The sequence below is a fragment of the Streptomyces sp. JN8 genome (genome assembly GCF_055808075.1).
The window spans coordinates 2,634,559-2,659,222 of record NZ_CM147852.1; the positions used below are offsets into that span (position 1 = coordinate 2,634,559).

The 24,664-nt window shown below is 71.1% G+C and carries 25 protein-coding genes and 5 tRNA genes; 13 read left to right on the forward strand and 17 right to left on the reverse strand.

What is annotated here, in order from left to right; all coding sequences use genetic code 11:
* The first annotated feature begins 83 nt into the window (after positions 1 to 83).
* Together ACY0MR_RS11200 and ACY0MR_RS11205 are read left to right on the forward strand one after the other, a co-directional pair.
* Positions 84 to 317, forward strand: coding sequence for an Lrp/AsnC family transcriptional regulator (locus ACY0MR_RS11200; protein ID WP_017947604.1), 234 nt, complete (start codon positions 84 to 86; stop codon positions 315 to 317).
* Between the two features lie 23 nt (positions 318 to 340).
* Positions 341 to 820, forward strand: a complete 480-nt coding sequence (locus ACY0MR_RS11205) for a DUF3515 domain-containing protein (RefSeq protein WP_361847204.1) — start codon at positions 341 to 343, stop codon at positions 818 to 820.
* A gap of 32 nt (positions 821 to 852) precedes the next feature.
* Here ACY0MR_RS11205 and ACY0MR_RS11210 read toward each other — a convergent pair whose 3' ends face one another.
* From ACY0MR_RS11210 to ACY0MR_RS11220, 3 genes are all read right to left on the reverse strand, one after another.
* Positions 853 to 1,992, reverse strand: coding sequence for a D-alanine--D-alanine ligase family protein (locus ACY0MR_RS11210; RefSeq protein WP_361847102.1), 1,140 nt, complete (start codon positions 1,990 to 1,992; stop codon positions 853 to 855).
* Between the two features lie 121 nt (positions 1,993 to 2,113).
* Positions 2,114 to 3,115, reverse strand: a complete 1,002-nt coding sequence (locus ACY0MR_RS11215; protein ID WP_388793795.1) for an NAD(P)H-dependent glycerol-3-phosphate dehydrogenase — start codon at positions 3,113 to 3,115, stop codon at positions 2,114 to 2,116.
* Positions 3,112 to 3,864, reverse strand: a complete 753-nt coding sequence (locus ACY0MR_RS11220) for a lysophospholipid acyltransferase family protein (protein ID WP_361847096.1) — start codon at positions 3,862 to 3,864, stop codon at positions 3,112 to 3,114. The genes ACY0MR_RS11215 and ACY0MR_RS11220 overlap by 4 nt, the downstream gene beginning before the upstream one ends.
* Positions 3,865 to 3,991: 127 nt before the next feature.
* On the opposite strand from ACY0MR_RS11220, the gene cofC reads away from it, so the two are divergent.
* A complete protein-coding gene (gene cofC, locus ACY0MR_RS11225) occupies positions 3,992 to 4,639 on the forward strand; it encodes a 2-phospho-L-lactate guanylyltransferase (protein WP_404085700.1) in 648 nt (215 codons plus the stop codon).
* A gap of 10 nt (positions 4,640 to 4,649) precedes the next feature.
* The gene (locus ACY0MR_RS11230) at positions 4,650 to 4,859 is read left to right on the forward strand and encodes a hypothetical protein (RefSeq protein ID WP_361847090.1); all 210 of its coding nucleotides are present in this window, start codon (positions 4,650 to 4,652) and stop codon (positions 4,857 to 4,859) included.
* An 89-nt stretch (positions 4,860 to 4,948) separates the two neighbouring features.
* Here ACY0MR_RS11230 and ACY0MR_RS11235 read toward each other — a convergent pair whose 3' ends face one another.
* The 4 genes from ACY0MR_RS11235 to leuC all read right to left on the reverse strand — a co-directional run bounded on the left by ACY0MR_RS11235 (position 4,949) and on the right by leuC (position 8,150).
* Complete coding sequence (locus tag ACY0MR_RS11235; RefSeq protein ID WP_388793789.1) at positions 4,949 to 5,650, reverse strand: HU family DNA-binding protein; 702 nt, start codon at positions 5,648 to 5,650, stop codon at positions 4,949 to 4,951.
* A 143-nt stretch (positions 5,651 to 5,793) separates the two neighbouring features.
* Complete coding sequence (locus tag ACY0MR_RS11240) at positions 5,794 to 6,021, reverse strand: SCO5555 family protein (protein ID WP_024755921.1); 228 nt, start codon at positions 6,019 to 6,021, stop codon at positions 5,794 to 5,796.
* Positions 6,022 to 6,125: 104 nt separating this feature from the next.
* The gene (gene leuD, locus ACY0MR_RS11245) at positions 6,126 to 6,719 is read right to left on the reverse strand and encodes a 3-isopropylmalate dehydratase small subunit (protein WP_388793787.1); all 594 of its coding nucleotides are present in this window, start codon (positions 6,717 to 6,719) and stop codon (positions 6,126 to 6,128) included.
* A gap of 6 nt (positions 6,720 to 6,725) precedes the next feature.
* Entirely contained in the window at positions 6,726 to 8,150 is a 1,425-nt protein-coding gene (gene leuC / locus ACY0MR_RS11250; RefSeq protein WP_361847081.1) for a 3-isopropylmalate dehydratase large subunit, read from the reverse strand.
* 140 nt (positions 8,151 to 8,290) lie between these two features.
* Here leuC and ndgR point away from each other — a divergent pair, with 140 nt between their 5' ends.
* A complete protein-coding gene (gene ndgR / locus ACY0MR_RS11255) occupies positions 8,291 to 9,007 on the forward strand; it encodes an IclR family transcriptional regulator NdgR (protein ID WP_015036427.1) in 717 nt (238 codons plus the stop codon).
* Positions 9,008 to 9,131: 124 nt separating this feature from the next.
* Here ndgR and ACY0MR_RS11260 read toward each other — a convergent pair.
* The 9 genes from ACY0MR_RS11260 to ACY0MR_RS11300 form a co-directional block, all read right to left on the reverse strand.
* Positions 9,132 to 9,204 (reverse strand) — tRNA-Glu (locus tag ACY0MR_RS11260).
* Positions 9,205 to 9,243: 39 nt separating this feature from the next.
* Positions 9,244 to 9,315: transfer RNA gene (locus ACY0MR_RS11265), tRNA-Gln, on the reverse strand.
* Between the two features lie 14 nt (positions 9,316 to 9,329).
* Positions 9,330 to 9,402 (reverse strand) — tRNA-Glu (locus ACY0MR_RS11270).
* An 84-nt stretch (positions 9,403 to 9,486) separates the two neighbouring features.
* Positions 9,487 to 9,559 (reverse strand) — tRNA-Glu (locus ACY0MR_RS11275).
* 42 nt (positions 9,560 to 9,601) lie between these two features.
* A tRNA-Gln gene (locus tag ACY0MR_RS11280) sits at positions 9,602 to 9,673 on the reverse strand.
* Positions 9,674 to 9,766: 93 nt separating this feature from the next.
* The gene (locus tag ACY0MR_RS11285) at positions 9,767 to 10,489 is read right to left on the reverse strand and encodes an HAD family hydrolase (RefSeq protein WP_361847078.1); all 723 of its coding nucleotides are present in this window, start codon (positions 10,487 to 10,489) and stop codon (positions 9,767 to 9,769) included.
* Positions 10,490 to 10,515: 26 nt separating this feature from the next.
* Positions 10,516 to 11,991, reverse strand: a complete 1,476-nt coding sequence (gene gltX, locus ACY0MR_RS11290) for a glutamate--tRNA ligase (protein ID WP_361847075.1) — start codon at positions 11,989 to 11,991, stop codon at positions 10,516 to 10,518.
* Positions 11,984 to 12,778, reverse strand: a complete 795-nt coding sequence (locus ACY0MR_RS11295; RefSeq protein WP_361847072.1) for a fumarylacetoacetate hydrolase family protein — start codon at positions 12,776 to 12,778, stop codon at positions 11,984 to 11,986. Before ACY0MR_RS11295 ends, gltX begins: the two co-directional genes overlap by 8 nt.
* 128 nt (positions 12,779 to 12,906) lie before the next feature.
* The gene (locus tag ACY0MR_RS11300; RefSeq protein ID WP_376460180.1) at positions 12,907 to 13,110 is read right to left on the reverse strand and encodes a hypothetical protein; all 204 of its coding nucleotides are present in this window, start codon (positions 13,108 to 13,110) and stop codon (positions 12,907 to 12,909) included.
* Positions 13,111 to 13,681: 571 nt separating this feature from the next.
* Here ACY0MR_RS11300 and ACY0MR_RS11305 point away from each other — a divergent pair.
* The 8 genes from ACY0MR_RS11305 (at position 13,682) to ACY0MR_RS11340 (ending at position 24,305) form a co-directional block, all read left to right on the forward strand.
* Entirely contained in the window at positions 13,682 to 17,497 is a 3,816-nt protein-coding gene (locus ACY0MR_RS11305) for a sensor histidine kinase (protein WP_473560554.1), read from the forward strand.
* A 9-nt stretch (positions 17,498 to 17,506) separates the two neighbouring features.
* Positions 17,507 to 17,920, forward strand: a complete 414-nt coding sequence (locus ACY0MR_RS11310; RefSeq protein WP_030325548.1) for a roadblock/LC7 domain-containing protein — start codon at positions 17,507 to 17,509, stop codon at positions 17,918 to 17,920.
* Positions 17,921 to 18,079: 159 nt separating this feature from the next.
* Positions 18,080 to 18,484 (forward strand): DUF742 domain-containing protein, encoded by a 405-nt coding sequence (locus ACY0MR_RS11315; RefSeq protein ID WP_017235980.1) that lies wholly within the window; start codon positions 18,080 to 18,082, stop codon positions 18,482 to 18,484.
* Positions 18,465 to 19,046 (forward strand): GTP-binding protein, encoded by a 582-nt coding sequence (locus tag ACY0MR_RS11320; RefSeq protein ID WP_473560556.1) that lies wholly within the window; start codon positions 18,465 to 18,467, stop codon positions 19,044 to 19,046. The genes ACY0MR_RS11315 and ACY0MR_RS11320 overlap by 20 nt, the downstream gene beginning before the upstream one ends.
* Positions 19,047 to 19,387: 341 nt before the next feature.
* A complete protein-coding gene (locus ACY0MR_RS11325) occupies positions 19,388 to 22,675 on the forward strand; it encodes a sensor histidine kinase (RefSeq protein WP_473560558.1) in 3,288 nt (1,095 codons plus the stop codon).
* 7 nt (positions 22,676 to 22,682) lie between these two features.
* Positions 22,683 to 23,096, forward strand: coding sequence for a roadblock/LC7 domain-containing protein (locus ACY0MR_RS11330; RefSeq protein ID WP_026057603.1), 414 nt, complete (start codon positions 22,683 to 22,685; stop codon positions 23,094 to 23,096).
* Between the two features lie 92 nt (positions 23,097 to 23,188).
* Entirely contained in the window at positions 23,189 to 23,743 is a 555-nt protein-coding gene (locus ACY0MR_RS11335) for a DUF742 domain-containing protein (RefSeq protein WP_361851139.1), read from the forward strand.
* A complete protein-coding gene (locus ACY0MR_RS11340; protein WP_015036414.1) occupies positions 23,724 to 24,305 on the forward strand; it encodes a GTP-binding protein in 582 nt (193 codons plus the stop codon). Before ACY0MR_RS11335 ends, ACY0MR_RS11340 begins: the two co-directional genes overlap by 20 nt.
* A gap of 154 nt (positions 24,306 to 24,459) precedes the next feature.
* On the opposite strand, the gene ACY0MR_RS11345 is transcribed toward ACY0MR_RS11340, so the two are convergent.
* A complete protein-coding gene (locus tag ACY0MR_RS11345; RefSeq protein ID WP_473560560.1) occupies positions 24,460 to 24,663 on the reverse strand; it encodes an acyl-CoA carboxylase subunit epsilon in 204 nt (67 codons plus the stop codon).
* Between the last annotated feature and the right edge of the window lies 1 nt (position 24,664).

Consider the following 24,664-nt stretch of genomic DNA (forward strand, 5'->3'; position numbering starts at 1 on the left):
CAGGTCTCCCCGCGGCCCGCGGCGACGCGGTACCGTGGCGTCCCTTTCTCCCACAAGATCCTCGTGGTCGCCCTGGAGGTTCCGTGGTTCAGGCGTACATCCTCATCCAGACCGAGGTGGGCAAGGCGTCGACCGTCGCCGACACCATCTCCAAGATCCCGGGGGTGATCCAGGCGGAGGACGTCACCGGTCCGTACGACGTGATCGTGCGGGCGCAGGCGGACACGGTCGACGAGCTCGGCCGCATGGTGGTCGCGAAGGTCCAGCAAGTGGACGGCATCACGCGCACCCTCACCTGCCCGGTCGTTCATCTGTAGCCCCCGTCTACGCTTGGCCGGTGATGTCTTCCCACCGGCCCTTCGGCCTGCCCGCCGCCGTCACGGCAGCCGTTCTGCTGCTGGCCGCCGCCGGCTGCTCCTCGCCCGACGCGGCTGCGTCCGTCGAGGTTCCCAGCCCGCCGGCGGCGGAGGCCGTCTTCTGCCAGGCACTGGCGAAGGAGCTTCCCGACACCGTGGCGGGGCTGGAACGGAGTGACCCGGAGCCCGGCTCCGAGTTGACCGCCGGTTGGGGTGACGGTGCGATCGTACTGCGCTGCGGCGTGCCCCGGCCCGAAAAGATGAGCGATCCCAAGGCGCAGGGCGTCGAGGCGAACGGCGTGAACTGGATGCTGGAGCGTCCCGAGGGCGGCGGGCCCCGTTTCACCTCGACGTACCGGAAGACGTACGTCGAGGTGACCCTCGGCGAGCAGTACACGCACGACATGACGCCGCTCGCGGACCTCGCCGATCCCGTGCGGAAGACCGTGCCGCCCAGCCTCTGAGGGCGGCGGCACGGTCTTCGGGGTTCTTCGGGTCAGCGCAGGCCCGTGGAGCGGGTCAGTGCGGCCTGGATCAGCCGGTCGACGAGCTCGGGGTAGCTCACGCCGCTCTCCTGCCACATGCGCGGGTACATGGAGATCGGCGTGAAGCCCGGCATGGTGTTGATCTCGTTGATGACGAAGTCGCCGTCCTCCGTGAGGAAGAAGTCGGCGCGGACCAGGCCCTCGCAGGAGACCGCCTCGTAGGCGGCGACGGCGAGGCGCTGGATCTCGGCGGTGGCCTCGTCCCCGATGGGGGCGGGCACGATGCCGGAGGCCGAGTCGATGTACTTGGCCTCGAAGTCGTAGAAGTCGTGGTCCGTGACCGGCGGGATCTCGGCCGGCACGCTGGCGCGCGGCCCGTCCTCGAACTCCAGGACGCCGCACTCGATCTCGCGGCCGCGCAGCAGCGACTCGACGAGGATCTTGGGGTCGTGCCGGCGGGCCTCCTCGATGGCCTCGTCCAGGCCCGAGAGGTCGTCGACCTTGGTGATGCCCATCGAGGAGCCGCCGCGGGCCGGCTTCACGAACAGCGGCCAGCCGTGCTCGGCGGCGAACTCGACGATCTTCTTGCGGGCCGCGGCGGGGTTCTGCTCCCACTCGCGCGGCCGGACGACCTCGTACGGGCCGACCGGGAGGCCGAAGGAGACGAAGACCCGCTTCATGTACTCCTTGTCCTGGCCGACGGCGGAGGCGAGGACGCCCGCGCCGACGTAGGGGACGCCGGAGAGCTCCAGGAGGCCCTGGAGGGTGCCGTCCTCGCCGTAGGGGCCGTGGAGCATCGGGAAGACCACGTCGACCTCGCCGAGGGCCCTCGGCACGGCGCCGGGCTCGGTGAGGACGACCTCCCGGTTGGCGGGGTCGACGGAGAGGACGACGCCGCCCTCGGCGGAGTCCGCCAGGTCGGCGACGTTCGGCAGGGCGCGGTCGGCGATGGCCATGCGCTCGGGGGCGTCGGCGGTGAGCGCCCAGCGCCCGTCCGTCGTGATGCCGATGGGCAGCACGTCGTACTTGTCCCGGTCGATGGCGCTCAGGACGGCGCCCGCCGTGACGACGGAGATGGCGTGCTCGGAGCTGCGTCCGCCGAAGACGACGGCCACGCGCGGCTTGCGGGGGCTCTGGGTGTTCTCGCTCATATCGCGATGAGCGTACCCTGCGCGGCCCGAACGGCCTTGCGACCCCGCTCCCCTCGCGCGCGTCCGGCCCAGTGCGGGGCGGCGCGGCGGAGGGGCCGCGGGGCGGTGCGCCCGGCGCGGGCTACCGGCGCTCGGGCTTCGCGCTGCGGGACATCAGCTCCTTGAGCGCGACGATCGGGGGCTTGCCGTCGTGGACGATGGACACGACCGTCTCGGTGATGGGCATGTCGACGCCGTGGCGGCGCCCCAGGTCGAGCACGGACTCGCAGGACTTGACGCCCTCGGCGGTCTGCTTGGTGGCGGCGATCGTCTCCTGGAGGGTCATCCCGCGGCCGAGGTTGGTGCCGAAGGTGTTGTTCCGGGAGAGCGGCGAGGAGCAGGTGGCGACGAGGTCGCCCAGGCCCGCGAGGCCGGAGAAGGTGAGCGGGTCGGCGCCCATGGCGAGGCCCAGGCGGGTCGTCTCGGCGAGGCCGCGGGTGATGAGCGTGGCCTTGGAGTTGTCGCCGAGTCCCATGCCGTTGGCGATGCCGACGGCGAGGCCGATGACGTTCTTCACGGCCCCGCCGAGCTCGCAGCCCACCACGTCGGTGTTGGTGTACGGGCGGAAGTACGGGGTCATGCAGGCGGCCTGGAGGCGCTGGGCGACCGTCTCGTCGACGCAGGCGGCCACGGCGGCGGCGGGCTGCCGGGCGGCGATCTCCTTGGCCAGGTTCGGGCCGGTGAGGACGGCCACCCGCTCGGCGGGGACGTCCGCGACCTCGGTGATGACCTCGCTCATGCGCTTGGCCGTGCCGAGTTCGACGCCCTTCATGAGGGAGACGAGGACGGTGTCGGGGGCCAGCATCGGCGCCCAGGCGGCGAGGTTGCCGCGGAGGGTCTGGGAGGGGACCACGAGGACGGTGAAGTCGGCGTCGTGGGCCGCCTCGGCCGGGTCGGCGGTGGCGGTGATCGCCGCGGGGAGTTCGACGCCCGGCAGGTAGTCGGGATTGCTCCGGGAGGCGTTGATCTCCTTGGCGAGTTCGGCGCGGCGGCCCCAGAGGCTCACCTCGCAGCCCGCGTCGGCGAGCACCATCGCGAACGCGGTGCCCCAGGATCCGTTGCCGAAGACCGCTGCCCTGGTCATGTGGTGCCCCCTTCGGCGGCCTTGCGCCGCTGCTCCAGGCGCGCCCTGCGGTGGTCGTACGGTTCGGCGGGCGCCCGCTCGCCGCGGATCTGCTCCAGGAGCGCGGTGATGGCGGCCATGATGACCTCGGTCGCCTCGCGGAGCACCTCGGGCGTGGGCTCGAGTCCGTAGAAGCGGGAGAGGTCGACGGGCGGACCGGCCTGCACGGTCAGCGTCTTGCGGGGGAACAGGCTGAGCTTGTTCTCCTTGGCGTACGGCGGCATCGCCAGGTTGGCGCCCCACTGGGCCACCGGGATGACGGGGGCCCGGGTCAGCAGCGCGACGCGGGCGGCGCCCGTCTTGCCGGCCATGGGCCACATGTCGGGGTCCCGGGTGAGGGTGCCCTCGGGGTAGAAGGCGACGCACTCGCCGCGCTCGATGGCGTCGACGGCGGCGCGGAACGCGTCGAGCGCGTTCGTCGTCTCCCGGTAGACGGGGATCTGCCCGGTGCCGCGCAGCATCATGCCGACGAAGGGGGTCTTGAAGAGGCCCGCCTTGGCGAGGAGGCGCGGGACCCGGCCGGTGTTGTACTGGTAGTGCGCGTACGACAGCGGGTCCAGGTAGGAGTTGTGGTTGACCGCGGTGATGAATCCGCCGTCGGCCGGAATGTGCTCCATACCGCGCCAGTCCCGCTTGAACAGAACCACCAGGGGGGGTTTGGCGATGACCGCCGCGAGGCGGTACCAGAAGCCGATTCTGCGGCGGGGCACGCGTACACCTTTCTCCGGGACAGGCTGGCAGGGGGTCAAGTGTCGCCCCATGCTCCTGCTCTGTCGAGTGACACCGTACGCCCCGGGCCCTCCTGGGGACCGCGTGGGCGGGACAGAATGGGCCGCGATGAACACGCATGCGGACGACGGCTGGTCCCTGGTCGTACCCCTGAAGCCCCTCGCCCTGGCGAAGAGCAGGCTGGCCGCGGCGGCCGGGTCCCGGCTGCGCCCGCGGCTGGCGCTGGCGTTCGCCGAGGACACCGTGGGGGCGGTGCTGGACTGCCCGCGGGTACGGGATGTGGTCGTCGTCACGGACGATCCGGCGGCCGCGGCGGCGCTCTCGGCCCTGGGCGCGCGCATCGTGCCGGACGCTCCGGCGGCGGGGCTCAACGCGGCGCTCGCGCACGGGGTCCGCGCCGTGCGGTCCCGGCGGCCCCGCGCCCGGGTCGCGGCGCTCAACGCGGACCTGCCGGCGCTCCGGCCGGAGGAGCTGAGCCGGGTCCTGGAGGCGGCCGGGAAATTTCCCAGGGCTTTTCTCGCGGATGCCGCCGAAATAGGTACGACATTCCTCTCGGCGGGTCCGGGCGTGGAATTGGAACCGGCATTCGGGGGTGCGTCGCGGCTTCGGCATTTGTCTTCGGGCGCGGTGGAAATCCTCCTCGCGGGGGTGGATTCGGTGCGCCGGGACGTCGACACCGGCGAGGACCTGGCGGCGGCCGGGGCGCTGGGGCTCGGCCCGCGGACGGCGGCCCGGTGGCTGCCGGCGGCCGGATAGGCTGCGGTCCATGCAGGCGACCGCGTTCACGTACGACTCCGAGACCCGCAGCGGCAGTGTGCTGCTCGACGACGGCACCCCCGTGGAGTTCGGGGCGGAGGCCTTCGAGGCGGGCGGGCTGCGGATGCTGCGGCCGGGGCAGCGGGTCCGGATCGAGGCGGAGCCGGGCACCTCGGGGGCCGGCCTGCGGATCACCCTGGTGACGCTCCAGACGTTCTGACGCGCCCGGCCCCCGCCCTCGGGGTCCCGGACGCGCCGCGGGCCGGGCTCCCTGGGGGAGCCCGGCCCGGCGGGTGTCTACCGCTGGTCCTACTTCTTGGCGGCGGTCTTCTTGGCGGTCGTCTTGCGCGCCGTCGTCTTCTTGGCGGGCGCCTTCGTCGCCGTGGCCTTCTTGGCGGCGGGCGCGGTCTTCTTGGCGGTGGCCTTGGTCGCCTTCTTGGCGGCGGCCGTGGTGGTCTTCTTGGCGGCGGCGGAGGTCTTCTTCGCGGCGGCCGTGGTGGTCTTCTTCGCCGGGGTCGCCTTCTTCGCGGCCGCGGTGGTCTTCTTCGCGGCGGCGGAGGTCTTCTTCGCGGCGGCCGTGGTGGTCTTCTTCGCCGGGGTCGCCTTCTTCGCGGCGGCCTTCTTGGCGGTGGTCGCCTTCTTGGCGGCGGCCTTCTTCACGGTGGCGGAGGCGCCGCCGGTCAGGCTGCCCTTGGGGGCCTTCTTGACGGAGACCTCGCCGCCCTTGGGGAGCTTCTTCGAGCCGCTGACCAGGTCCTTGAAGCCCTGACCGGCACGGAAGCGCGGGACCGAGGTCTTCTTGACCCGCACCCGCTCACCCGTCTGCGGGTTGCGGGCGTAGCGGGCCGGACGGTCGACCTTCTCGAACGAACCGAAGCCCGTCACGGAGACCCGGTCGCCGGCGACCACGGCACGCACGATGGCGTCGAGCACGTGGTCGACGGCTTCGGCGGCCTGCTGGCGACCGCCCATCTTGTCGGCAATCGCTTCTACGAGCTGCGCCTTGTTCACGTCTTCCCCTTCGGAGACATTGCCAGAACGAAAGTGTTCAAGCTTTTTCGCACGTTAGGCATGTATATACCGCAAATCAAACACGAAACGGGCTAATCACCCTAGTGCCGCAACGCGGTAGATCCGCTGCGGAGTTCCTGGTGTCAGTCGTCCTCTGGGAATCGGCCCTCGTCGAGGTCCTTCATCAACCGGTCCAGACGCGCTGCCGCGTCCTTGAGATCGTGCTTCGCCGCGGCCGTCACGACCAGCAGCTTCCGGGACAGCGCCATCCTTACGCCCTCCGGGACTTGCAGTGAGCGCACTCTTGTGTGCGCTTCCTTCAATCGGGCGGCGACTGACTCGTAGAGCTCGAGTTGGCTGTCGCGTTCCATGCACCGATTGTGCCATCTAGGGCGAGTTGTCGCCCGACAGGGTCTCAACAAGCGACTGCGCCCCCCACCGGGCGGTGGGGGGCGCAGTCGTGGAAAAGCGCTGCTCAGACCGTAATTGTACGGGGCTTGAAGGCCGGTCGGGACGCCTCGTAGGCCGCGATGTCGGCTTCGTTCTGAAGGGTGAGGCTGATGTCGTCGAGACCGTTCAGGAGCCGCCAGCGGGCGTTCTCGTCGAGCTCGAAGTCGGCGTCGATCCCCTCGGCCAGGACCTTGCGGCGCTCCAGGTCGACGGTGACCTCTGCGGTCGGGTCGGCCTCGGTCAGCTGCCAGAGCGCGTCGACCGTCTCCTGCGGCAGGACCACGGTGAGCAGTCCGTTCTTCAGCGAGTTGCCGCGGAAGATGTCGGCGAAGCGGGAGGAGATCACGGCCTGGAAGCCGTAGTTCTGGAGCGCCCAGACGGCGTGCTCGCGGGAGGAGCCGGTGCCGAAGTCGGGTCCGGCGACCAGGACCGAGGCACCCTGCCGCTCGGGGCGGTTGAGGACGAACTCGGAGTCCTTGCGCCAGGCCTCGAACAGGCCGTCCTCGAAGCCGTCGCGGGTGACCTTCTTGAGCCAGTGGGCCGGGATGATCTGGTCGGTGTCGACGTTGCTGCGGCGCAGCGGGACGGCCCGGCCGGTGTGCGTGGTGAAAGCTTCCATGGTTCCTCAGACCCCCGCGGTGGTGGCGACGTCGGACAGATCGGCCGGGGAGGCCAGATGGCCCAGCACGGCGGTGGCGGCGGCGACCTGGGGCGAGACCAGGTGGGTCCGGCCGCCCTTGCCCTGCCGGCCCTCGAAGTTGCGGTTCGAGGTGGACGCGGAGCGCTCACCGGGAGCCAGTTGGTCGGGGTTCATGCCCAGGCACATCGAGCAGCCCGCGTGCCGCCATTCGGCGCCGGACTCCTTGAAGACCTTGTCCAGGCCCTCCTCCACGGCCTGCAGGGCGACCCGCACCGAGCCGGGGACGACCAGCATGCGGACGCCGTCGGCGACCTTGCGGCCCTCCAGCAGAGCGGCGGCGTTGCGCAGGTCCTCGATGCGGCCGTTGGTGCAGGAGCCTACGAAGACGGTGTCGACCTTGATGTCGCGCAGCGGCTGTCCGGCGGTCAACCCCATGTACTCCAGGGCCTTTTCCGCGGCCAGGCGCTCCGAAGCGTCTTCGTACGAAGCCGGGTCGGGGACGTTCGCCGAAAGCGGCGCGCCCTGGCCCGGGTTGGTGCCCCAGGTGACGAACGGCGCCAGGGCGGCGGCGTCGATGACGACCTCGGCGTCGAAGACCGCGTCCTCGTCGGACCTCAGGGTCTCCCAGTACGCGACGGCGGCGTCCCAGTCCTCGCCCTCGGGGGCGTGGGCGCGGCCCTTCAGGTACGCGAAGGTGGTCTCGTCCGGGGCGATCATGCCCGCGCGGGCGCCGGCCTCGATCGACATGTTGCAGATGGTCATGCGGGCCTCCATCGAGAGCTTCTCGATGGCGGAGCCGCGGTACTCCAGGATGTAGCCCTGGCCGCCGCCGGTGCCGATCTTGGCGATGATCGCCAGGATCAGGTCCTTGGCGGTGACGTCCTCGGGCAGCTCGCCGTCGACCGTGATGGCCATGGTCCGGGGGCGGGCCAGCGGCAGCGTCTGGGTGGCGAGCACGTGCTCGACCTGGCTGGTGCCGATGCCGAACGCCAGCGCGCCGAAGGCGCCGTGCGTGGAGGTGTGCGAGTCGCCGCAGACGACGGTGGTGCCCGGCTGGGTCAGGCCCAGCTGCGGTCCCACCACGTGGACGACGCCCTGCTCGACGTCGCCCAGCGGGTGCAGCCGCACGCCGAACTCGGCACAGTTCTTGCGGAGGGTCTCCAGCTGCGCGCGGGAGACCGGGTCGGCGATCGGCTTGTCGATGTCGAGGGTCGGGGTGTTGTGGTCCTCGGTGGCGATGGTGAGGTCGAGGCGCCGCACCTGCCGGCCGTTCTGGCGCAGGCCGTCGAAGGCCTGGGGGCTGGTCACCTCGTGCAGCAGGTGCAGATCGATGAAGAGGAGGTCGGGCTCGCCCTCGGCGCGCCGGACGACGTGGTCGTCCCAGACCTTCTCCGCGAGTGTCCTACCCATCGCTTTCCCTCCGGCCGACGTCTACGCCGGCACAACTAGAGACCCGTTTCGCGGGCCGTTGTGCGGCCGCCTCACCAGAGTGACAAGTTCCGCAGGAAATTGAACTTGCGTTTCACAGAGTGAGACGCGAATATCGTTGCATGGACAACTCTAGCGGCGTAGGCGTTCTCGACAAGGCAGCCCTTGTCCTGAGCGCCCTGGAGTCCGGTCCGGCCACCCTCGCAGGACTGGTCGCGGCGACGGGACTCGCACGACCCACGGCCCACCGACTGGCCGTGGCACTGGAACACCACCGGATGGTGGCGCGTGACATGCAGGGCCGGTTCATCCTCGGACCGCGGCTGGCGGAGCTCGCCGCCGCGGCCGGCGAGGACCGCCTGCTCGCGACCGCGGGCCCGGTGCTGACGCATCTGCGCGACGTCACCGGCGAGAGCGCCCAGCTCTACCGCCGGCAGGGCGACATGCGCATCTGCGTGGCGGCGGCCGAGCGGCTCTCGGGCCTGCGGGACACCGTCCCGGTCGGCTCGACGCTGACGATGAAGGCCGGCTCCTCGGCGCAGATCCTGATGGCCTGGGAGGAGCCCGAGCGGCTCCACCGCGGCCTCCAGGGCGCCCGCTTCACGGCGACGGCCCTGTCGGGCGTACGGCGCCGCGGCTGGGCCCAGTCGATCGGCGAGCGGGAGCCGGGCGTCGCGTCCGTCTCCGCGCCCGTACGCGGCCCGTCGAACCGCGTGGTGGCCGCCGTGTCGGTCTCCGGTCCGATCGAGCGTCTGACGCGTCACCCGGGCCGTATGCACGCCCAGGCGGTCATCGACGCCGCGGCCCGCCTCTCCGAGGCGCTCCGCCGCACCGGCTGACCTCCCGCCCCCTCCCGTTCGTACCGGCCCACCGCTTCAACGCCGCAGCGGTGGGCCGGAGTTGTGTGGACGGCAGCGGACAGCGAAGAAGCCCTCCCCCGAAGGGAAGGGCTTCTTCTGTCTGTACCCCCGACCGGATTCGAACCGGCGCTACCGCCTTGAGAGGGCGGCGTGCTAGGCCGCTACACAACGGGGGCCTTGCGGATGTGATCCGCGGTGCAGATAAGCTCTGCGAGCTGGCCTACCAGGACTCGAACCTAGAATGACGGTACCAGAAACCGTAGTGTTGCCAATTACACCATAGGCCATGGTGGTTACACCGTACCCCCGACCGGATTCGAACCGGCGCTACCGCCTTGAGAGGGCGGCGTGCTAGGCCGCTACACAACGGGGGCCCTAGCGATCCCACCCGGTGGGAACCGGGTGATGTCACCGTAGATCGACCGGGAGCTACCCAAGTGACCTACAGGATGGATCAGTACCCCCGACCGGATTCGAACCGGCGCTACCGCCTTGAGAGGGCGGCGTGCTAGGCCGCTACACAACGGGGGCTTCGTGGATGCCATCCACAGGTTGCAGATAAAGCTCTGCGAGCTGGCCTACCTGGACTCGAACCAAGACTAACGGAACCAGAAACCGTCGTGCTGCCAATTACACCATAGGCCACCGGGGCAATGTCCCCACCAGGGAGGATCTTGCTCGGCTTGCGCTTTCCGGGTTCTTGCCTTTCGGCTTGTTCCCCTCGGCGCAGGAAGAACATTACCCGAAGGTGGACGGTGCTCCAAAACGGGTATGGCCCCCGAGCAGGGCCGGAAGCTCGCGGAGGCTCGTGATCCGCTTCAGTTCGGGGCGGCCGCCGGTGTCCGCCCGGTCCAGCCAGATGCCCCGCAGGCCCGCCTCGACGGCCCCCCTGGCGTCGATGTCGGGCTGGTCCCCCACGTACGCCACCTCGCTCGGGCGCAGGTCAAGGGCGGTGCAGGCGGCGTGGAAGGCCTCCGGGGCCGGCTTGGCCACCCCGAGCTCCGCCGCGCAGAGCACGGTCTCGAAGCGGTCCCGCACGCCGAGGACCCGCAGCTTCCGCTCCTGGTTGTGCAGGCTGGAGTTGGAGAGAATCCCGTGACGATAGTCATCGGCCAGCAGGTCCAGGACCGGCACCGCGTCGGGGAAGAGCTCCCAGGCGGCCTCGTAGTGGGAGACGTACCGCTCGAACCAGCCGTCGGCCTCCGCCGCCGTGAGGCCCGGCCGCGTCAGGAAGTCCCGGACGCGGTCGCGCCGCTGCTCCTGGAAGTCGACCCCGCCGGCCTCGAAGCGGCGCCAGTGGAGCACGGTCAGCTCGCGCCAACGACCGAGGGCCTGGTCGACGGATGCGTATCCGTCCACCAGGCCCTCGGCCGTCAGGTGCGCGCTCATGCCGGCGTGGTCGGCACGGGCGTAGTCGAAGATCGTGTCGTCGACGTCCCACAGCACCGCGCGGATGGCCATGGACCGACCGTACCGCGCGGCAGGGGTCAGGCGGCGAGCTTCGCCAGGGCCGCGTCGATGCGAGCCAGGGTCTTCTCCCTGCCCAGGATCTCCAGGGACTCGAAGAGGGGCAGGCCGACCGTGCGTCCGGTGACGGCGACGCGGACCGGGGCCTGGGCCTTGCCGAGCTTGAGGCCGTGGGCCTCGCCGGCGGCCAGCACGGCGTTCTTGAGGGACTCGGGGTCGCTCCAGTCGGCGCCTTCGAGCTTCTCGCGGGCGGTGGTCAGGAGGGCCGCGGGCTCGCCCTTCATCGCCTTGTCCCACGAGGGCTGGTCGAAGACCGGCTCCGGGAGGAAGAGGAAGTCCACGTTGGCCGTGATGTCCGAGAGGACGGTGACACGGGTCTGGGCGTGCGGCGCGATGGCCTCCCAGGCGGTCCGGTCGAAGTCCTCGGGGGCCCAGTTGGCGAAGGGGGCCCGCAGCCAGGGCTCGCAGGCCTCGGCGAACGCCTTCACGTCCAGCATGCGGATGTGGTCGGCGTTGATCGACTCGGCCTTCTTGAGGTCGAAGCGCGCCGGGTTGGCGTTCACGTCGGCGATGTCGAACTTCGCCACCATCTCCGGGATGGTGAAGATGTCCTGGTCGGCCGAGAAGGACCAGCCGAGGAGCGACAGGTAGTTCAGCAGGCCCTCGGGGAGGAAGCCGCGCTCCCGGTAGAGGTTGAGGGAGGCCTGCGGGTCGCGCTTGGAGAGCTTCTTGTTGCCCTCGCCCATGACGTACGGCAGGTGCCCGAAGGAGGGGATCTCCTTGGCGACGCCCAGCTCGATGAGCGCCTTGTAGAGGGCGACCTGGCGGGGGGTGGAGGAGAGCAGGTCCTCGCCGCGCAGGACGTGGGTGATCTCCATCAGGGCGTCGTCGACCGGGTTGACCAGGGTGTACAGCGGGGCGCCGTTGGCCCGGAGGATGCCGTAGTCCGGCACGTTCTCCGGGGTGAAGGTGAGCTCGCCGCGGACCAGGTCGGTGAAGGTGATCGGCTCGTCGGGCATCCGGAAGCGGACGATCGACGCGCGGCCCTCCGCCTCGTACGCGGCCTTCTGCTCGTCGGTGAGGTCGCGGCAGTGGCCGTCGTAGCCGGAGGGGCGGCCGGCGGCCCGGGCGGCCTCGCGGCGCTCGTCGAGCTCCTCGGTGGTGCAGTAGCAGGGGTACGCGTAGCCGCCGGCGAGCAGCTTCTCGGCGACGTCCTTGTAGATGTCCATCCGCTGCGACTGGCGGTACGGCGCGTGCGGGCCGCCGACCTCCGGGCCCTCGTCCCAGTCGAGGCCGAGCCACTTCAGGGAGTCGAGCAGCTGGTTGTACGACTCCTCGGAGTCGCGCGCAGCGTCGGTGTCCTCGATGCGGAAGACCATGGTGCCCTCGTTGTGCCGGGCGAAGGCCCAGTTGAAGAGGGCGGTGCGGACCAGGCCCACGTGGGGGTTGCCGGTCGGCGAGGGACAGAAACGGACGCGGATGTTCGCGTTAGCCACGCTTGATCACCCTATTGGTGAGAGTGCCGATGCCTTCGATGGTGACGGCGACCTCGTCGCCGACGTTGAGGGGGCCGACCCCGGCGGGGGTGCCGGTGAGGATGACGTCTCCGGGGAGCAGCGTCATGGCCTCGGTGATGTGGACGACCAGGTCCTCGATGGAGCGGATCATGTCGCTCGTCCGACCCAGCTGCCGCTGCTCGCCGTTGACCGTGGCCTGGATGGTCAGGTCGCCCGCGGCGGCGATGCTCAGGTCCGTCTCGACCCAGGGGCCCAGCGGGCAGGAGGTGTCGAAGCCCTTGGCGCGGGCCCACTGCTTCTCGCGGCGCTGGGCGTCGCGGGCGGTGACGTCGTTGGCGCAGGTGTAGCCGAAGACGACGTCCTTCACGCGCTCGCGGGGCACCTCGCGGCACATGCGGCCGATGACCACGGCCAGTTCGGCCTCGTGGTGCAGCTCGCTGGAGAAGGAGGGGTACTCGATGGCGTCGCCGGGGCCGATCACCGAGGTGGTGGGCTTGAAGAAGGCGACGGGGACGTCGGGGACCTCGTTGCCGAGTTCGGCGGCGTGCTCCGCGTAGTTGCGGCCGATGGCCACGACCTTGTTGGGGAGCACGGGCGGCAGGAGCCGTACCTTGCTCAGCGGGACCTTGGTGCCGCTGAGCTCGAAGTCGGTGTACGGGATGCCCTTGATGATGTCGAGGACGAGGCCGCCGGATTCGACGCTTCCCTCGCCCTCGACGGCGCCGAAGGCCACATTGCCGTCGATCGAGAATCTGGCGATGCGCACGGGTGCTGTCGCCCCTCACTTGGTGCTGGCTGGAGTCTGACGCTCCAGGCTAACGCGGCGCGGGGCGGCCGACCGGCGATGTCACCGGGGCCGTGACAAGGATGACGCGGGCGGGCCCGGGAGTGGCGTCAGCGGGTCGCGGAGGCGTACGGCTGCGGCTGGTAGGGGGCCGGGGGCTGCATGAGGACGGTGCGGCGCGGGTTGGCCGTCCTGGCCGGCAGCTCGGCCGCGTACTCGGGCAGGGCGACCCGGCCGAGCTCTGCGGCGTCCGAGAGGTGGACGAGGGTGGAACGGCGGGGGTTGGCCGTGGTGCCGGGCGTCGTCGTCTTCATCGCGGTGATCTGACCTTGTTCCGGAGCGGGCGCCGCGTTCGGGCGCGAAGGGGTGTAAAGCGTCAGGCTAAACATGCGATTCCCTTCGAATGCATGGCTAAGACATCGATCATCGTGTGAGTTTGCTCACCACGGGCGACATATTCCGGGCATTACGGACCGTCGCCTGTCGCCACGGAAAGGGACATTACGCCACTGAATGCTGCATTCCGCTCCTGATCATGGCGACTGGGACACACGGGTACGCGCGGCCATTGGAGCGGAAAAGTCCGAATCCTCCGTGATCATCTTCTACATCGGGTGACGTCGTGCGCACAGGTTGTCATGACCCGCCCGGCGCGACACGCGGCCCTTGTTGGAGGTCCGGCACTGTGCTGGAATTCCACGCACCGCCGCGGGATTCAAGCCGGCACGCAGGGGGCGCAACGCAGCGCCGGCCCAGGGGCGGGGAAGGGGGAAGTGCGCCGGTCACCGACGACCACCTGGGGTGCCCTCCACGCACCCCGATTGACACCGACACCGTCCTCTCCGTTCACCCGGAAGGACGCCTGGTCCAGAGGTTGCGACGCTAGTGCAGGGACGTTTCAAGAGGGATGGCTCGGGGTCTCCCCAGGCCCGTCAGGGCCGAGCGGATGCTCCGGCGGAGCAGGAACCGCGTGCCGGGACCGACCGCGGTCCCTCGGCCCCGCACACCCCGAACCAGGGTCAGGGCCCGTCCGGCGACGCCGGTGACGGCGGCAGGCGCACGAGCGCGGCGGCCGGCTCCGCCGAGCCGACCGACACGCCCCCCAAGGCCCGGGCCGAGAACGAGGTCGGCCCTCGAATAGCCCTGCGCAACTGGCGCATCTCCACGCGCCTGGTCGCGCTCCTCACCCTCCCCGTGGTCGCGGCGACCACCCTGGGCGGCATCCGCATCAGCGAGTCGCTCCAGGACATGGAGCAGCTCGACCACATGCAGCTGCTCACCAAGCTGACCCGAGAGGCCACCGACCTCGCGCAGGCCCTCCAGTCCGAGCGCGACCTCTCCGCGGGTCCGCTCGCCAACAGCCGCCCGGTCAGCGACTACCAGGTCGCCAACCCGCGCCGGAAGACCGACCTCGAGTACAAGGCGTTCCTCCAGGCCACGGAGGCCATCCCGGCCACCGAGGGCGACGAGGCCCTGCGCAGCATCCGGCAGAACGTCAACCAGATCGCCTCGCAGGTCAGCGGTCTGCACACGATCCGGAGCAACGCCTACGAGGCGGGCGTCTCCCACTCGGTGACGGTCGAGGCGTACAGCCGTCTCATCCGCTCGCTGCTCAGCCTGTCCCAGGACATGGCCCAGGCGACCAGCAACCCCGAGATGATCAAGCGGACCCGCGCGCTCGCCGCGTTCTCGTCCGCCAAGGAGTACGCCTCCATCCAGCAGGCGATCATCGCCTCCGCGCTGCCGCCGAGCGACCGGACCAAGGGCAGGATCCAGCAGGGTGACCGCCTCTACGCCGAGGCCGCGCTCAACTCCGAGGGCCGCGAGCTCCAGTCCTTCCAGGCGATCTACGAGTCGACCGGCGGCGACGCCACCGAGCGGCTCGCGTCCCTGAACAGCGGCAACCCGTCGATCACCGCCGCCGAGAAGTACGCCGAGCGCGTCCTCAACATGGACGGCGCCATGGAGCGGGCCAACAAGCGCGGCCACCTCAACTTCACCGACGAGTACGGCACCAAGATCGCCACCATGAACCGCATCGAGCGCGGTCTGCTCGGCGACATGGAGAGCCTGGCCCGTGAACTCCGCCAGGAGTCGCAGCGGGACGCCATCGTCAACGGTGCGCTGATCCTCCTCGTCCTCGGCGTCTCCCTCATCGGCGCCTTCGTCGTGGCCCGGTCCATGATCCGCTCGCTGCGCCGGCTCCAGGACACCGCGACCAAGGTCGCCCAGGAACGCCTGCCCGAGCTCGTCAAGCAGCTCTCCGAGTCCGACCCGCAGGACGTCGACACCTCCGTCGAGTCCGTCGGCGTGCACTCCCGGGACGAGATCGGCCAGGTGGCCGCGGCCTTCGACGACGTGCACCGCGAGGCCGTCCGACTCGCCGCCGAGCAGGCCCTCCTCCGGGGCAACGTCAACGCGATGTTCACCAACCTCTCGCGCCGTTCCCAGGGCCTCATCCAGCGCCAGCTCTCGCTCATCTCCGAGCTGGAGTCGCGCGAGGCCGACCCGGACCAGCTGTCCTCGCTCTTCAAGCTCGACCACCTCGCGACGCGTATGCGCCGTAACGGTGAGAACCTCCTCGTCCTCGCCGGCGAGGAGCCGGGCCGTCGCTGGACCCGCCCGGTCCCGCTGGTCGACGTCCTGCGTGCCGCCGCCTCCGAGGTGGAGCAGTACGAGCGCATCGAACTCGCCTCGGTCCCCGCGACCGAGGTCGCCGGCCGGGTCGTCAACGACCTCGTCCACCTCCTCGCCGAGCTGCTGGAGAACGCCACCTCGTTCTCCTCGCCGCAGACCAAGGTCCGGGTCACCGGCCACGCGCTGCCCGACGGCCGCGTGCTCGTCGAGATCCACGACACCGGCATCGGCCTCTCCCCCGAGGACCTCGCCGCGATCAACGAGCGGCTCGCCTCGCCGCCCACCGTGGACGTCTCCGTCTCCCGCCGCATGGGCCTCTTCGTGGTCGGCCGCCTGTCCCTGCGACACGGCATCCGCATCCAGCTGCGCCCCTCGGACTCGGGCGGCACCACCGCGCTCGTCATGCTGCCGGTCGACGTCGCCCAGGGCGGCAAGAAGCCGATGCCCAAGCCGGGTGCCGGCGGCCAGGGCGCGATGCCGCCCGGCGCCTCCGCCCCCGGCGGGCGGCTTCCCGCCGGTCCCGGCGCGACCGGCGGCCCCGGCGGACGCCCGGGCCAGGGCGGTGCGCCGTCCTCGGCGGCCGGCCGGCTCGGCACCGGTGCGCCGCGCGGCCAGGTCGGTGCGGGCGGCCCCCGCGCCGCGCTGCCCACCCGCGACGGTGCCCCGCTCACCGGCGGCCCGCAGGGCGCCCCGCAGACCCCGCAGCCGCAGAACGCCTCGCTCGACCGGACCGGGCAGCTGCCGCAGGTCCCCCAGAGCCCGCAGGGCCCGCAGGGCGGCGACCCGCTGCGTCCGGGCCCCGGCGGCGGCGGTCTCATCGGCGGTGCGGCGAGCGCCATCCCGTCCCGTACCGACGTCTGGGGCAGCCGTTCCGGCCCGCAGGCCGGACCCGGCGCTCCGCAGCCGCAGGGCCCCGCCCAGGGCGGCCAGCCGACCGGCGGGTACGACTTCCCGCGCGCCGAGCTGCCCGGGGGCGCCCCCCAGCAGCAGCGGCCGCAGGCGGCGAGCTGGGGCAACGACCAGGCCCAGCAGCCGGTCCGCCGTCCGCAGCAGGAGATGACCCCGCTCGACGCGCCGCGCGGTCACGAGGACCCGGAGACGACCGGTTCGTTCCCGGCGCCCCAGGGCCCCGGCTCCACGGGCCAGTTCCCGCGCCCCGACTTCAGCGCTCCGCAGCAGGGCCGGCCCCAGGCCCCGCAGCAGCAGGTGCCGCAGCAGCAGGCCCCGCAGGGGTACCAGGGCGGTGCGCAGGACCCGGCGTCCACCGCGCAGTTCCCGCGCCCCGACTTCGGCGCGCCGCAGGGCCCCGGCTCCACCGGCCAGTTCGCCCGGCCCGATTTCGGCGGCCCGCAGCAGGCTCCCCAGCAGGCCCCTCAGCAGCAGGGCTACCAGGGCGGCCAGCAGCAGCAGTTCGGCCGGCAGCCGTACGTGCCGCAGGCGCAGCAGCAGGCCCCGCAGGCTCCGGCTCCGCGCCAGCGGACGGGCGGTGACTTCGGCGCCCCGCGCCCGGAGCCGGTCCAGCCGCAGGGCCAGCAGCCGCAGCTCCAGCAGCCGCGCCGTCCGGAGGCCCTGCCGCCGGCGGGTACCGGCGACGGCCGTACGCCGCTGTACGACACGCTGGAGACCAACTGGTTCCAGCAGGAGCAGGCCCAGCAGCAGGCGCAGCAGCAGGGACAGCAGCAGCCGCAGGCCCCGGCCGGCCCGCAGCCGTCCGCCCCGCAGCAGCGTCCGGCCGGTGACCCGGCGGACGGCCGCCAGAACGGCGCGGCCGCCTGGCGGACCTCGCCCAACGACGAGCTGGTGCGCCAGGCCGAGCGGGTCCGCAAGCCCGCGGCCGGCGGCGTCACCACCTCCGGCCTCCCCCGGCGCGTGCCGAAGGCCAACCTCGTACCCGGGACCGCACAGGAGCAGGCCCACACGGCCGGCCCCCAGGTCTCGCGTGCACCCGACGACGTCCGCGGCCGGCTGACCAATCTGCGCCGCGGCATCCAGCAGGGCCGGCAGGCGGGCAACTCGACCACGGGTAGCATCCACCTCGGTCCGAACCATCAGCAGGAGCGTTAGTTGAACGCGATGAGCCAGGCGGCGCAGAATCTGAACTGGTTGATCACCAACTTCGTGGACAACACCCCCGGGGTGTCCCACACGGTGGTGGTCTCCGCCGACGGACTCCTGCTTGCCATGTCCGAAGGATTCCCCCGTGACCGCGCCGACCAGCTGGCGGCGGTCGCGTCCGGACTGACCTCGCTGACCGCGGGCGCGTCCCGGATCTTCGAGGGGGGCCCCGTCGCGCAGACCGTGGTGGAGATGGAGCGAGGCTTCCTCTTCCTCATGTCGGTCTCCGACGGTTCCTCGCTGGCCGTGCTCGCGCACCCCGAGTGCGACATCGGCCTCGTGGGCTACGAGATGACGCTGCTGGTCGACCGGGCCGGCAGCGTCCTCACCCCGGATCTCCGCGCGGAGCTCCAGGGAAGCCTGCTCCACTAGCCGGTCCGCCTCCCGGACAGGACCCCACCGCACGACCGCTCGACAGGGCGGTACGCCCCTCCGTACCGCCCTGGCACCGTTATCCGTCCGGCCGCCCCACCCGGCCCCCCACCGGCCCCATCAGACGGCAGAAGGCTTGCTGTCACGCCCGGAGGATTCATGACCCCGCCCCCCGCCTCTCACGATCCGTACGGCGCGTCAGTCGACGAGTACGGGCACGAGGGCGACCAGCCGCTGGTGCGTCCGTACGCGATGACCGGCGGCCGGACCCGGCCGCGCTACCAGCTCGCCATCGAGGCGCTGGTCAGCACCACGGCCGACCCGGCGCACCTCGCCACGCTCCTCCCGGAACACCAGCGGATCTGCCACCTGTGCCGTGAGGTCAAGTCGGTGGCCGAGGTGTCGGCGCTGCTGTCGATGCCCCTCGGCGTCGCCCGCATCCTCGTCGCCGACCTGGCGGAGGCCGGCATGGTGGCGATCCACCAGCCGGGCAACGGAGAGACCGGCGGCACGCCGGACGTGACTCTGCTCGAAAGGGTGCTCAGTGGACTTCGCAAGCTCTAGCGGCGGTGCTGCTCGGTCGACCACCAGCGCGAAGATCGTGGTGGCGGGTGGCTTCGGCGTGGGCAAGACCACGTTCGTCGGCGCCGTGTCCGAGATCAACCCGCTGCGCACCGAGGCCGTCATGACGTCCGCGTCCGCGGGCATCGACGACCTCACGCACACCAGTGGCAAGACGACGACGACCGTCGCCATGGACTTCGGCCGCATCACCCTGGACCAGGACCTGATCCTGTACCTCTTCGGTACGCCCGGTCAGGACCGCTTCTGGTTCATGTGGGACGACCTGGTCCGCGGCGCCATCGGCGCCGTCGTGCTCGTCGACACCCGCCGTCTCGCCGACTGCTTCCCCGCGGTCGACTACTTCGAGAACAGCGGCCTGCCGTTCGTCATCGCCCTGAACGGCTTCGACGGCAGTCAGCCGTACCAGCCGGAGGAGGTCCGCGAGGCCCTCCAGATCGGTCCCGGCACCCCCATCATCACGACGGACGCCCGGCACCGGGCCGACGCCAAGAGCGCGCTCATCACGCTGGTCGAGCACGCCCTCATGGCGCGGCTCAAGTAGTCGGACGCCCAGGGCGGTTGTCCCGTGCCACCGCGCCGGGGGCGGTCTGTGTCGTTCGACACGACCGCCCGCGCGTTCATAACGTTTCGACAGAGAATTGGGGCGCCCCGGACACCCGATGCATCCGATCGGTGTCGCTGCGCTCACCTGAGCCCCGTCTTTTGACGGGGCTCGCTCTTTATGCCCGTTTTATGCGACGCGCAGGCCCGTGAAACCGTCCGCATCCCACTGTTTGGAACCGACACCCTTCACGTGCTGCAATTCATGAACTCCCGAGTAGTACGGCCCTGAACGAAACACCGGCACAACGTAGGTGCCGACGCCGAGAGGTTGTTGGTCGAGTGAGGCGCAGCAAGGAAAGCTCCGCGGAGCAGGAGACACGGGGCAACTTCACCCCGCCGTCGCGCACGGCGATGTCGCCCGCCGACGTGCCCGTGACGCAGCCCACCGTGGCCCCTGCCCCGGGCAGCTCCAGCAAGCTCTCGCCCCGCAACTGGCGGGTGCCCACCAGGCTGAACGCGATCCTCTGCATACCCGTGCTGGTCGGCCTCGTCATGGGCGGCTTCCAGGTCAAGGGGTCGATCGACACCTGGCAGGAGGCGCAGGACGCCGAGAAGACGGCGCTCATCGTGCGCGCCGCCTCGGAGTACAGCACCGCCCTCCTCAACGAGCGCGACCTCACCGCGGCCCCGCTGCTGGCGGCGAAGACCGCCGAGGACCGCAAGAGCGACGAGGTCACCAGGGCGTACGCCGCGACCGACGCCGCCAAGGTGAAGTTCGACGAGGCCGCCGAGGACCTGCCCTCGGGCCAGGGCCTGGAGCGCCGCCTGAACCTCTTCCGCGAGGAGGAGCCGAAGCTCGAAGCGCTCCGCAAGGCCGCGTACACCCGCTCCCTCGACCCGGTGAACACGCAGCTCCAGTACACCGGCGTCCAGCACTACCTCACCGAGTTCTCCAACGAGCTCGGCCTCGGCACCGGCAACGTCACGGCCTACGGCCGCAGCGTCTACGCCATCCAGCTGGCCAAGGGCGCCGAGTCCCTCCAGCGCTCCATCGGCACCCAGCTCCTGGTCCGGCCCAGCCGCACCGAGGCGGTCTTCGCCCAGCAGTCCGTGGCGTTCAACTCGTACAACTACCTGGAGCAGATCGCCCTCGGCGAGTTCTCCTCCGGTGGTATGCCCGAGGACGTCGAGATGCTGAAGAAGGTCATGGCGGGCAAGGCCGCCGCGGGCGCCAAGCAGATGCAGGCCGCCGGCCTGGACCTGCCCAAGGGCAAGGACGGCTCCGTCTACTCGGGCGCCGCCACCGCGATCGGCACCGCCAAGGACCCCGACGGCCTCGCGTCGCTCAAGGCGAAGGGCATCACGGCCGAGTCCTGGATGGCCGTCTCGACCGCCAAGTTCGAGGGCTACTCCGAGGTCGAGAAGGCCCTGGTCGACAAGGCCGTGGCCGAGGCCGCCAAGATCTCCGACGAGGCCAAGACGGACGCCTGGGTCAACGGCGGCATCGTCGTCATCGCCCTGCTCGCCGCCTTCATCCTGGCCGGGATGATGGCCCGCCAGATGAGCCGCGCCATGCAGCAGCTGCGGACCGCCGCCTTCGGCATCGCCGAGCAGCGCCTGCCGATGCTGGTCGACCAGCTCTCGCGCACCGAGCCCGGCCGCGTCGACACCCGCGTGCAGCCGATCCCCATCGACACGCAGGACGAGATCGGCGAGGTCGCCCGCGCCTTCGACCAGGTCCACCGCGAGGCCGTCCGGCTCGCCGCCGAGCAGGCCATGCTCCGGGGCAACGTCAACGCGATCTTCACCAACCTCTCGCGCCGCAACCAGTCGCTGATCGAGGGCCAGCTGACCCTGATCACCGACCTGGAGAACAACGAGGCCGACCCGGACCAGCTGGAGAACCTCTTCCGCCTGGACCACCTGGCGACCCGTATGCGCCGCAACGGCGAGAACCTCCTCGTCCTCGCCGGCGAGGAGCCCGGCCGTCGCTGGGACCAGCCCGTTCCGCTGGTCGACGTCATGCGCGCCGCCTCCTCCGAGGTGGAGCAGTACGAGCGCATCGAGCTGGCGGGCGTGCCGGACGCCGAGATCCACGGCCAGGCCGTGACCGACCTCGTGCACCTGCTCGCCGAGCTCCTGGAGAACGCCACCACGTTCTCCTCCCCGCAGACCAAGGTCCGCGTCACCGCGACCCGTCTCCCCGACGGCCGCGTGATGGTCGAGATCCACGACAAGGGCATCGGCCTCACCGCCGAGGACTTCGCGGACATCAACCACAAGCTGGCCAACCCGCCGACCGTGGACGCGGCCGTCTCGCAGCGCATGGGCCTCTTCGTGGTCGGCCGGCTCGCCGACCGGCACGGCATCCGGGTCCAGCTCCGCCCCTCGGGCGAGCAGGCCGGTACGACCTCGCTGGTCATGCTGCCGGACGCGATCACGCACGGTGGCGGTGGCGAGCAGCCGCTCCAGGACGACTTCACCGTCTCGCAGATCATTCCGCAGCAGCAGCAGAGCGCCTTCGAGAGCGCCCCGCCGCCGCAGCAGCCGATGCTGACCGCCGCCGACCTCGGCTTCGACGACTCGCGCTACGAGCAGCCGGCCGAGGAGGAGCGCCCGCTCGACCCGGTCGACCGCTCGCTGAAGCGCGAGGGGCGGCGTGCCGCCCTGGAGGCCCAGGCGCAGGGCGGCGAGCGCCCGCTCTTCCGCGACGAGGCGGAGCCGGCGGAGGAGTTCGGGCAGCAGGCACAGCCCCAGGCCGGCCCGTACGCCCAGGACCAGGAGTACGGCCGGCAGGGCCAGGAGTTCCCGGCCGATCCGTACGCCCCGGCGCAGGAGTACGGACAGCAGCAGCCCCAGCAGTCTCAGGAGTACGGCCAGGAGTACGCGGCCGGATTCCCGCAGCAGCAGGACGGCTACGCCTACCCGCAGCAGGGCTACGAGGCGTACCCGCAGCAGGGCTATGCGGAAGCTTCGTACGAGACCCCGGGAACCGAACACCAGCAGTACGGCAATGCGTTCGATACCCAGTCCCACCAGGGAGACTGGCAGGATCAGAGCGCTTACCAGGGCGGCTACCAGCAGCCGTTCGGAGCGGAATCGGAATCTGCCCCGAGCGCTCCCGCGCAGGCCCCCGACCGCGTAGGCTTCGACCGTCCGGGTCCGACCCCGAGTGCCGCCCCGGACGCCGGCCACGCACTGACCGACGCCGGACTGCCGCGCCGCGGCAGCGTCGCCTCGCCGACCCAGCAGGCGCCGCAGCAGCAGGCACCGCAGCAGGCCAAGCCCGCGCAGCCGGCGCAGGAGCAGCAGCAGAACCAAGCCGACCCCACCGACGAATGGCGCTCGACCAACGACGAGCGCTGGCAGCGGGCCGGGAAGCTCAAGGACCCGAAGGCGGGCGGGGTCACCTCGTCCGGACTTCCCCGCCGGGTCCCGAAGGCCAACCTGGTCGAGGGCACGGCTGAGCAGACCCCGCAGGGCGGCCCCCAGGTCTCCCGCGCACCCGAGGACGTCCGGGGCAGGTTGAGCAACCTGCGCCGCGGGGTCCAGCAGGGACGCAGCGCGGGAACGGACACGAACGGATCGGGCCTCGGCCCGGGCAGTACCTACAACCAGGAGCGTTAGTGTGAGCATGAGCCAGGCGGCGCAGAATCTGAACTGGTTGATCACCAACTTCGTGGACAACACCCCCGGGGTGTCCCACACGGTGGTGGTCTCCGCCGACGGACTCCTGCTGGCGATGTCCGAGGGGTTCCCCCGGGACCGCGCCGACCAGCTGGCGGCCGTCGCCTCCGGACTGACCTCGCTGACCGCGGGCGCGTCCCGGATCTTCGAGGGCGGGGCGGTCAACCAGACCGTCGTGGAGATGGAGCGGGGCTTCCTCTTCATCATGTCGATCTCGGACGGCTCCTCGCTGGCCGTGCTCGCCCACCCCGAGGCGGACATCGGTCTCGTGGGCTACGAGATGGCCCTTCTCGTGGATCGCGCGGGCACCGTCCTGACCCCCGACCTCCGGGCGGAGCTTCAGGGAAGTCTTCTCAACTAACAGACAGACAGTGCGTTTCGCGCCACCGCCCCGTAAGGTGCGGTGGCGCGGTTCCAAGGGACATGGACCGCGAGGCAGTCGGAGGAGGAGACGTGGGAACACCACCGGGCTCAAGCCCGTACAACGGTTATGACGCGCACCAGGCGCCGCTCGGCGAGACCGCGCAGAACCGGTTCAACTTTCCCTCCACCCCGAGCAGACAGGGCGCGTCGCAGCCCTATCGGCAGCCTCACGCCCAGCCCGCGGGTGCGCAGGGCTCCTCACGCGCTCCGTCGGCCGCCGGTTCCAGCAGTTCGGGCGGCTCGCACAACCCGCTGGTGCGTCCGTACGCGATGACCGGCGGCCGGACCCGGCCGCGCTACCAGCTCGCCATCGAGGCGCTGGTCAGCACGACGGCCGATCCGTCCAGGCTGCAGGGGCAGTTGCCCGAGCACCAGCGGATCTGCCGGCTGTGCTTCGAGATCAAATCGGTCGCCGAGATCTCGGCCCTTCTCTCCATCCCCCTCGGCGTCGCCCGAATCCTCGTGGCCGACCTGGCAGAGGCCGGGCTCGTCGCCATCCACCAGCCGGGCGGCGACGAGGCCGCCGGCGGTCAGCCAGACGTGACACTGCTCGAAAGGGTGCTCAGTGGACTTCGCAAGCTCTAGCGGCGGCGCGGCCCGTTCAACCACCAGCGCGAAGATCGTGGTGGCGGGTGGCTTCGGCGTGGGCAAGACCACGTTCGTCGGCGCCGTCTCTGAGATCAACCCGCTGCGCACCGAGGCCGTCATGACGTCCGCGTCCGCGGGCATCGACGACCTCACGCACACCGGCGACAAGACGACGACGACCGTCGCCATGGACTTCGGCCGCATCACCCTGGACCAGGACCTGATCCTGTACCTCTTCGGTACGCCCGGTCAGGACCGCTTCTGGTTCATGTGGGACGACCTCGTCCGCGGCGCCATCGGCGCCGTCGTCCTGGTCGACACCCGCCGTCTCGCCGACTGCTTCCCCGCGGTCGACTACTTCGAGAACAGCGGCCTGCCGTTCGTCATCGCCCTCAACGGCTTCGACGGCAACCAGCCCTACCAGCCGGAGGAGGTCCGCGAGGCCCTCCAGATCGGCCCGGACACCCCCATCATCACCACGGACGCCCGGCACCGCGCCGACGCCAAGAGCGCGCTCATCACCCTGGTGGAGCACGCCCTCATGGCCCGCCTGCGGTAGCTGTCCCCCGGCGCCCCGTACCGCGAAGGCCGCGCTCCCCCTCGGGGGGCGCGGCCTTTCGGTGCGTCAGGGGCCCTGTGCGCGCCACAGGGCCCCGTACGCGCGCAGGAGGGCCGGAACCCGGTATCACCGGGTTCCGGCCCTCCTGCGTCGCTCAGCGCCAGCTGTGCGGGGCGCGGAAGCCGTGCTCGCGCTCCAGGCGGCGCCAGCCGGCCGTGGTGCGGCCGCGGTGGCCCGCGGCGGGGTCCTCCTCGGACCGGGCGGCGGCACGGGCGAGCAGCACCGCCGTGATGGCGGCCAGCTCCTCGGGGTCGGCGTGGCCCTTCTCGACACGGAGAAGGTTGGCAGGCGTGGTCACG